Source organism: Streptomyces sp. NPDC043952 (assembly GCF_056435325.1).
The window spans coordinates 1-7,625 of the sequence record NZ_JBWKES010000035.1; the positions used below are offsets into that span (position 1 = coordinate 1).

4 protein-coding genes, 1 tRNA gene and 1 other RNA gene are annotated in these 7,625 nt (G+C 67.6%); 3 read left to right on the plus strand and 3 right to left on the minus strand.

The features are described 5' to 3' along the window. Positions 1-164: 164 nt before the first annotated feature. Positions 165-923 carry a PaeR7I family type II restriction endonuclease gene (locus AC069R_RS28150; protein WP_051783757.1) on the minus strand — a complete coding sequence of 253 codons (759 nt, stop codon included), beginning with the start codon at positions 921-923 and terminating at the stop codon, positions 165-167. A 14-nt stretch (positions 924-937) separates the two neighbouring features. After that, positions 938-2,614: an Eco57I restriction-modification methylase domain-containing protein gene (locus tag AC069R_RS28155; RefSeq protein WP_478769593.1), complete on the minus strand. Its 1,677-nt coding sequence runs from the start codon at positions 2,612-2,614 to the stop codon at positions 938-940. A 285-nt stretch (positions 2,615-2,899) separates the two neighbouring features. Between AC069R_RS28155 and AC069R_RS28160 the strand changes: the two genes are divergently transcribed. After that, complete coding sequence (locus AC069R_RS28160; RefSeq protein WP_478769594.1) at positions 2,900-4,375, plus strand: AlbA family DNA-binding domain-containing protein; 1,476 nt, start codon at positions 2,900-2,902, stop codon at positions 4,373-4,375. Between the two features lie 355 nt (positions 4,376-4,730). Here the strand turns inward: AC069R_RS28160 and AC069R_RS28165 are convergent. Then, a tRNA-Ser gene (locus tag AC069R_RS28165) sits at positions 4,731-4,818 on the minus strand. Positions 4,819-4,891: 73 nt separating this feature from the next. Here AC069R_RS28165 and ffs point away from each other — a divergent pair. Together ffs and AC069R_RS28175 are read left to right on the plus strand one after the other, a co-directional pair. Continuing rightward, positions 4,892-4,986, plus strand: an RNA gene (ffs, locus tag AC069R_RS28170) — signal recognition particle sRNA small type. Positions 4,987-5,041: 55 nt separating this feature from the next. Then, complete coding sequence (locus tag AC069R_RS28175) at positions 5,042-7,387, plus strand: DNA polymerase III subunit gamma and tau (protein WP_478769595.1); 2,346 nt, start codon at positions 5,042-5,044, stop codon at positions 7,385-7,387. Positions 7,388-7,625 lie beyond the last annotated feature (238 nt).

The window sequence follows — 7,625 nt, forward strand, 5'->3', positions numbered from 1 at the left end:
GGCCGGACGAACTCCCACTCGGCATCCGACAGTTCATGGCGACGTATCACGACACCATGATCTACCAGCAATGATCATTTGAAGACACCGCCTAGAGGCTACAGACGAGGGCTGACACTGGCCCGGGACAGGTCGCGCTCCGGGCCAGCCATGTATGGGGCAGGTTAGAACAGTCCGTCAGTGTGCTGCTGGCTGGCGTTGGCCGCGGGGATCCCCAGCGCTTTCATTTCTGCGAGCCGACCCGTGATCGCTGCGGAGAAGTGGCGCCAGTCCAACGCTTCCTCGGGCTCTCCAGGGCTGGGGTTGTCCCTGGAGGAGGTGATGTAGCAGGCCGTGTTGTAGAGCCCTTCTTCCAGCAGCCTCTTGCAGAAGATCGCGAAGCGGTCTTGGTAAGACGTGCCCTGCCAGATGTCCTCCGGGGGGTACGCAGGGTTCGAGGCCAGGCGGACCGCGTTCCTTGACTTGGGATGGTCCTCCATGATGAAGAAGTAGCCGAGCCAAGGCCGTGATCCGGGGTACCACTCCGTGAGTGCTGCACGTTGCAGGTCGACTGCGCTCCCCAGCGCTTCCTCGACCCGGTTGTTGTAGTTGTTCGAGAAGGAGGGGCCACCGAGAGCTTTGAGTTCGAAGGCGGCGATGAGGGTTCCTTCGTGGGCGATGACTATGTCCCACTTCTTCAACGGGCGGTAGTGGCCTGGAAGTTCGAGATCCTTGTCTACACGGATCGATTCCTTCGGATACCCCGCCTCCAGGAAGAACTTGGCGATCAGACCGGCCACGCTGTCGAAGTGCTTGCCGCCGCGGACAGATCCCGCGGTGCCGGCACCAACAGCATTTTTGATGGCTGAAAGATCGTTCTGTGACGCTTTGGCCCCCCAGTACTGAGCGATAGCGTCCTCGAAGTCTTGGCGGGTGACCGTCAAGATCCGTTCCCTCCCTAGTCGGGCAGCTCGACGAGTCCGTAGACACGCAGGGCGGCCTCCGTGGCAGCCTTCACGTCGCGCTTGTCGAACGCTTCCGCTAGGGCGGTCTTGTCGCTCTCGCTGATTGCTTCCGGATGGGGCACGCGGATCTTGCGGAGGTACTGCGCCTGGAAGCGGAGCGTTCCCCCTCGCATCTTGACCGCGTACGCCTCCACGAACGCTTCCGCGACTTTGGACAGCAGTAGGCCACCGAGTACCCGCATGTCCCAGAGGTCCGAGACGATGAAGTACAGGTTGTGGTGAGGGTACAACTCGCCTTGATCCAGGACCGGATGGATCGTCAGCTTCATGTCCGGAAACAGCAGCTTGGGCCGTCGCGTCAGACGGTGATCGACCTTATCGATCGTCTTGAACCAGCGCTTAGGCTGCTTGACCGCGATGTAGCGCTTCCGCAAGGCAGCCCCGTGCTCCTCGAAGTACGCGGCGAGCCGCGGGTAGGCGGAGAGCTCGACCAAGTCGCCTTCGGCCGTCCACGGGTTGACCAGGTACGTACCGTTCCAGTTGAGCGTGCCGCTCGTGGTGTCGCGGACCATGGCCATGGGCAGCAGCCGGTCGCTCTCGACCAAGTCCTGGTCCTTCGTGAGGAAGACCTTGTCGGCGCCAGTGGCGATGCCGATACCGACACGCGTCCCGGTCTTGTCGTCCTCCAGCAGCCGGAAACGCTCGGTGAGTTCCTCCAGAACCGCCAGTCTGGCCGGCGAGGCCGCCGGCCACGAGTCCTCGTCCGGGAACCAGTGCGGCATGCGGGCGGCTTGGAACGTCGTAGTGGTGACCGACTCCGATGCGGGCTTTGCGTGCCAGTCGGCGAACTCGCGGGCTTGGATTCTGCCGAACGCCCGAGTCGTGTCCGCTGCCACTGCTTCGCCCTGTGGCCGGTTCGAGATGATCGTGATCGCCGGGTAGGCCGAAACCTGATCTTCGAAAGCGTCCACGTCGTGCATGACCAGGGCTAGGTCCATGCTGAAGTGGCTGGTCACCAGCTGGCGGAGCCGACGGCCGTACTGGTTCCGCATCCAGCGGTCGGCGCAGATGAAGCCCAGTCGCCCTCCGGGGTTGAGGCTTCGCAGAGCGACCTCATAGAAGCCGACATAGATGTCCGCTCTGCCACCCATGGTGGAGCAGGCTCTGCGGTAGGCCGCCATCCGATCGTCGGGGACGTCTTCCAGACGGATGTATGGAGGATTGCCGACCACGTAGTCGGCTCGGTGGTCTGCATCGGGTTGGAGAAGGTAGTCACCTTGTTTGACCCAGGCGGCTGCCACCTGGCGGGCCTCCTCGGTTTGCCACCCCTCTTCCACCAGCTGCTCCTCGACGACTACACGGCTCTGCGCCACGTTGCGATCCAGTAGGTCCAGAGCTCGGACCGCTGCGAGCGCATCTTCGAGCGGGCGATTGTGCGTGCGGCACGAGGCACTGATTCGCGAGGTGACGGCGGCAAGGAACGCACCTGTGCCGCAGGCCGGCTCGACGAGCTGCGCGTCACAGAGGTCCTTGTCGGCCGTGTAGCCGAGGAGGTCGAGGATCAGGTCGACCACCCAGCGTCGCGTGAAGACCTCGCCGTGCTCCACAGCCTCCGCGGGAAGGGCGGGAAGCGCGTGCAGGTCGGTGTCAGAGAGCAGAGGAGTGGTCACGCTCCCGACCCTACTAGGGAGAAATCCGGCCACGGACTCCGTCCACGAACGAGTGGCGTTGGCGTCGAGCCACTTTCAGATAGCTCTTTCGATGGCCTTGTACCGCTCTGCGAGCTGTCCCGCACATGACCTTGATCACCTATTCATTAAGGGCTGACCGACTCGACGAGAGCTCGCCGAAGAACGCTCTGAGCCCGTCCGTTCTCCTAGGATGAGTCCCTTTACATGCAGCGGTTGGACTGTGCGGATGGGGGCTGGCGCGTGGCTGTGGTTGTAGAGCCTGTGGTGACTGAGGAGAAGCTGCGGGAGCTGTTGGCGGAGGCGTCGGAGCAGAGAGCTCTCGACTACAAGGAAGCGCTCGACTTGTCTGAGCGGCGTGACCTGGTGGATATCGCCAAGGACGTTGCGGCTATGCAGGCCGAGCCCAGTGGCGGATACCTCGTCATCGGCGCTGACGATCACGGCAACCCCACCGGTCGGCTTTCCGAGGACCAGACTCGTGGCTTCGACGAGGCGACGCTGCGGCCCAAGCTGCAGAAGTACATCCCGACGCTCACGATGCACACGGCTGCCCACTGTCTCGACGGCAAGTGGCTCGTTCTGCTCTACGTCGCTCCCAGTGCGGATGGATGTTGTGTCTTCCAGGTTGAAGGCACCTACCAGGACGGCAAGAAGCAGGTCACCGTCTTTCGTGCTGGTGACGTCTTTGTGCGACACGGCACTTCCAGTGAGCGGTGGAAGCAGAGTGACGTGGTCGGCGTGTGGCAGCGGGCCATTGCGTCTCGTAAGGAGACCTGGCGCCGGGAGCTGCGCCAGGAACTCGAAGCCCAGGGAGCTATCGGAGCGGCTGCCCAGCACGTACGTCAACGATCGGTTTCGGCTCTCACCTGGCAGCTGGACCAGGAAGTGTTCGAGGCCGCGGTGCTGGAGTACCTGCGCGCCGAGGACGACATCCCGCTTCGACAGTTCTTGCTGTCCGCCCCGGCACAGGCCCGAGAGCTTCTCACCACCACGCCTGAAGACCTGCCCACCCTGCTGAATCGCGTGGCCAGCTTCACTGCCTTGAGCCTCGTCCATGAGCGAACGCAGTGGGCCACCAAGGGCACGGACTCCTTGCTCTCCATCTACAACCTCGGCAACGACCTTCCCGAGTCCGCCCAAGATTCCCTCACTGGGCCGCGCCTGTGGTTGTCCGTGCTGGAGCGGGTCTACGGGCTTGGCGGTCTTGCCGTTCGGCTACAAGAGTGGCCAGCGGTCCGAATACTCGCCGACCGACGGGGAACCAACCAGGGCTTCGACTGGTTCGGCAGTTGGCTTCGCCACGGGCTGACGACGGCTTCCCGCGCCGGTCTACTTGCCTCCGGTGCTTCGCACAGCTCGGGACTGATCGCGGCAGCCCACAACACGGTCCGGGAAGTGCCGGCCCTTCATCCTGACGCCTCACCTGACGACGACGCCGTGCTCAATAGCCTGTGCCAGTTCGATGCGCTCGGCGCGCTGGTCGTTATGGGGGCAACGGGTAAGGCGGCAACTCGCAACTTCTATACGAATTTCGCTCGGTACATGACACAGCGCACCGAGCCTGCACTGGTCGCTATCACCCGCGACGCTGGGATGCGCCAGACGCTCTTCGATGGCAGCCCTGAGCTGCTGGAGGAGAGCCTGAAGCTTCTGGTGCAGATGGCTGACAAGGAAGGCTTTGGCTACAACGGGTGGACTGGTGTCAGCGACCCGCATCTGCAAGAACTTGTGTACGACTGAGCAGACCAGCGGAGCCGATTGGGCCGTACTTTCGGCAGATTGACTAGGGCCAGAGTGGTCATCGCAGGTCGAGGATGTCGATTGGGTCCTGGTGGCACGGGCTCTCCTGGCCCGGATTGAGCCCGGTCGGATCCGCCAGCGCTTACGCCGGGAGCGTCGGGTTGCCCTGCCGCGGTGGGCTGCTGAAAGAGGACCGGGCTCGACCCTGTGACCTGTTCGACGGGGCGGGCGCTACAGCCCATCCGCTCAGGTCCGCAGCCGTCCGCGCTGGGAACTGAGACCAAAACTGAGACCACGCAACGACGAAGGTCCCGACCACTCAGCGGTCGGGACCTTCGTTTCGGCTGGTCAGCCATGGCGGAGGATACGAGATTCGAACTCGTGAGGGGTTGCCCCCAACACGCTTTCCAAGCGTGCGCCCTAGGCCTCTAGGCGAATCCTCCGGTCGGAACATTACATGACCGAGGAGGGTGCTCGCGAACTCGTTCCCGCAGGCCCGGATCGGGTACTCTCTGCGTAGCCCCTCACGCGGCGCTATCTGACTGAACTCCCCCAGGGCCGGAAGGCAGCAAGGGTAGGTCGGCTCTGGCGGGTGCGTGGGGGGCGTCTGCGTTGCCGGGGCTTCGGCGGGACCGGTTGTCAGTGGGCGCCTATAACCTCGTAAGCGTGTCGTCTCTCGCGCTGTACCGCCGCTACCGTCCCGAGACCTTCGCCGAGGTCATCGGGCAGGAGCATGTCACCGACCCGTTGCAGCAGGCGCTGCGCAACAACCGGGTCAATCACGCGTACCTGTTCAGCGGACCGCGTGGCTGCGGGAAGACCACCAGCGCGCGCATCCTCGCCCGCTGCCTCAACTGTGAGCAGGGTCCCACCCCCACCCCGTGCGGCGAGTGCCAGTCCTGCCGCGACCTCGCGCGCAACGGACCGGGTTCGATCGACGTCATCGAGATCGACGCCGCCTCCCACGGCGGTGTGGACGACGCCCGTGAGCTGCGCGAGAAGGCCTTCTTCGGCCCCGCCGGCAGCCGGTACAAGATCTACATCATCGACGAGGCCCACATGGTCACGTCGGCCGGCTTCAACGCCCTGCTGAAGGTCGTCGAGGAGCCGCCCGAGCACCTCAAGTTCATCTTCGCCACGACCGAGCCCGAGAAGGTCATCGGCACCATCCGCTCGCGGACCCACCACTACCCGTTCCGGCTTGTGCCGCCCGGCACCCTGCGGGACTACCTCGGCGAGGTGTGCCAGCGGGAGGACATCCCCGTCGAGGACGGCGTGCTGCCGCTCGTCGTGCGCGCGGGCGCCGGCTCCGTCCGTGACTCCATGTCCGTCATGGACCAGCTCCTCGCCGGCGCGGGCGCGGACGGTGTGACGTACGCCATGGCCACCGCCCTCCTCGGCTACACCGACGGCTCCCTCCTCGACTCCGTCGTCGAGGCCTTCGCCACCGGTGACGGCGCGGCCGCCTTCGAGGTCGTCGACCGCGTCATCGAGGGCGGCAACGACCCGCGCCGCTTCGTCGCCGACCTGCTCGAACGCCTCCGGGACCTGGTGATCCTCGCGGCCGTGCCGGACGCCGCCGACAAGGGGCTCATCGACGCCCCGGCCGACGTCCTGGAGCGTATGCAGGCCCAGGCCTCGACCTTCGGCGCCGCCGAGCTGAGCCGCGCCGCCGACCTCGTCAACGAGGGCCTGACCGAGATGCGCGGCGCCACCTCGCCCCGCCTCCAGCTCGAACTCATCTGCGCCCGCGTCCTGCTCCCCGCCGCCTACGGCGACGAGCGTTCCCTCATGGCCCGCCTCGACCGCATCGAGCGCGGCGTCCACTTCAGCGCGGGCACCGGCGCGCCCGCCATGGGCTACGTCCCCGGCCCGGAGGCCCACGGCGGCGCCCCGGCCCCGATGGTCCCACCCGGCGGCGGCCCCGCGGCGGCACGTGCGGCGGTACGGGGGGCCGGGGGGCCGGGTGGAGTGGGCCCCGGTCCAGGTCCCGTTTCCGGTCCAGGTCCCGTTTCCGGTCCAGGTCCCGTTTCCGGTCCGGGGGCTGGTGGTACGACCCCGCCCGCGCCCGCGCCCACGCCTGCCCCGGCACCCACGCCTGCCGCTCCGGTGGCGCCCGCTCCTGCTCCCACCCCCGCCGAGCAGCCGGCCCCGGCCGCTCCGGCTCCCACTCCCGCCGCGGCCCCGGCCGCCGCCGCCCCCGGCGCCTGGCCCACCGCCGCGCCCGCGGGAGGCGGACGGCGCCCCGGTGGCTGGCCCACGGCTGCCGCGCCCGGCGCTCCGCAGCAGCAGGCCCCCTCGGCCGGTCCCCAGCCGCCGGCCCCGCCCGCTCCCGCCACCTCCGCGCCCCCGGCCCCCCAGCCCCCCGCGGCCGCCCCCGCCGGGGGCCTCGACCCCCGCATGCTCTGGCCGAACATCCTGGAGGCCGTGAAGAACCGCCGGCGCTTCACCTGGATCCTGCTCAGCCAGAACGCGCAGGTCACCGGCTTCGACGGCACCACCCTCCAGCTCGGCTTCGTGAACGCCGGGGCGCGTGACAACTTCGCGAGCAGCGGCAGCGAGGACGTGCTGCGGGCGGCGCTCGCCGAGCAGTTCAACGTGCAGTGGAAGATCGAGTCGCTGGTCGACCCGTCCGGCGGCGGCTCCGCACCCCCGGCTCCGGGCGGCTCTCCGGGCTTCGGCGGTGGCGGCGGTTCGGGTACTCCCGGCGGCGGTTACGGCGGTGGCGGCGCGTCCGGCGGCGGTGGCTACGGCTCCTCGCCCGCGCCCCGCCCCAGCGCGCCCACCCAGCCCGCCCCGCAGCCCTCCACCCCCCCGTCCGGCGGCCCCGCCTCCCCGGCACCCGGCCCGACCACCCCCCGACCCCCCGCCCCCGAGCCACCCCCCGTCTCCATCGAGGACGACATCCCCGAGGACGACGACCCCGACCTGGACGAATCCGCCCTCTCCGGCCACGAACTGATCGTCCGCGAACTGGGCGCGACGGTGGTGGAGGAGTTCACCAACGAGTGAGCACCAGCGGTGTCAAGGGCGAGAGCACGAGGCACCGAGGGCGTGAGGGCGAGGCCGCGAGGCGCCGGGGGCCGGGGCTGTGGGGCGCCCAGCGAGGCCAGGGAGCCGAGGCTGTGGCGCGCTGAGAGGCGAGGGACTGCTGGGGCAAGGAACCGAGGACCCCTTCGAAGCCGACGTCCCCGGCAACCCCTTAGGGGCGCGGGGAACTGCGCGACCAGCCACGACGGCGGCGCACCCA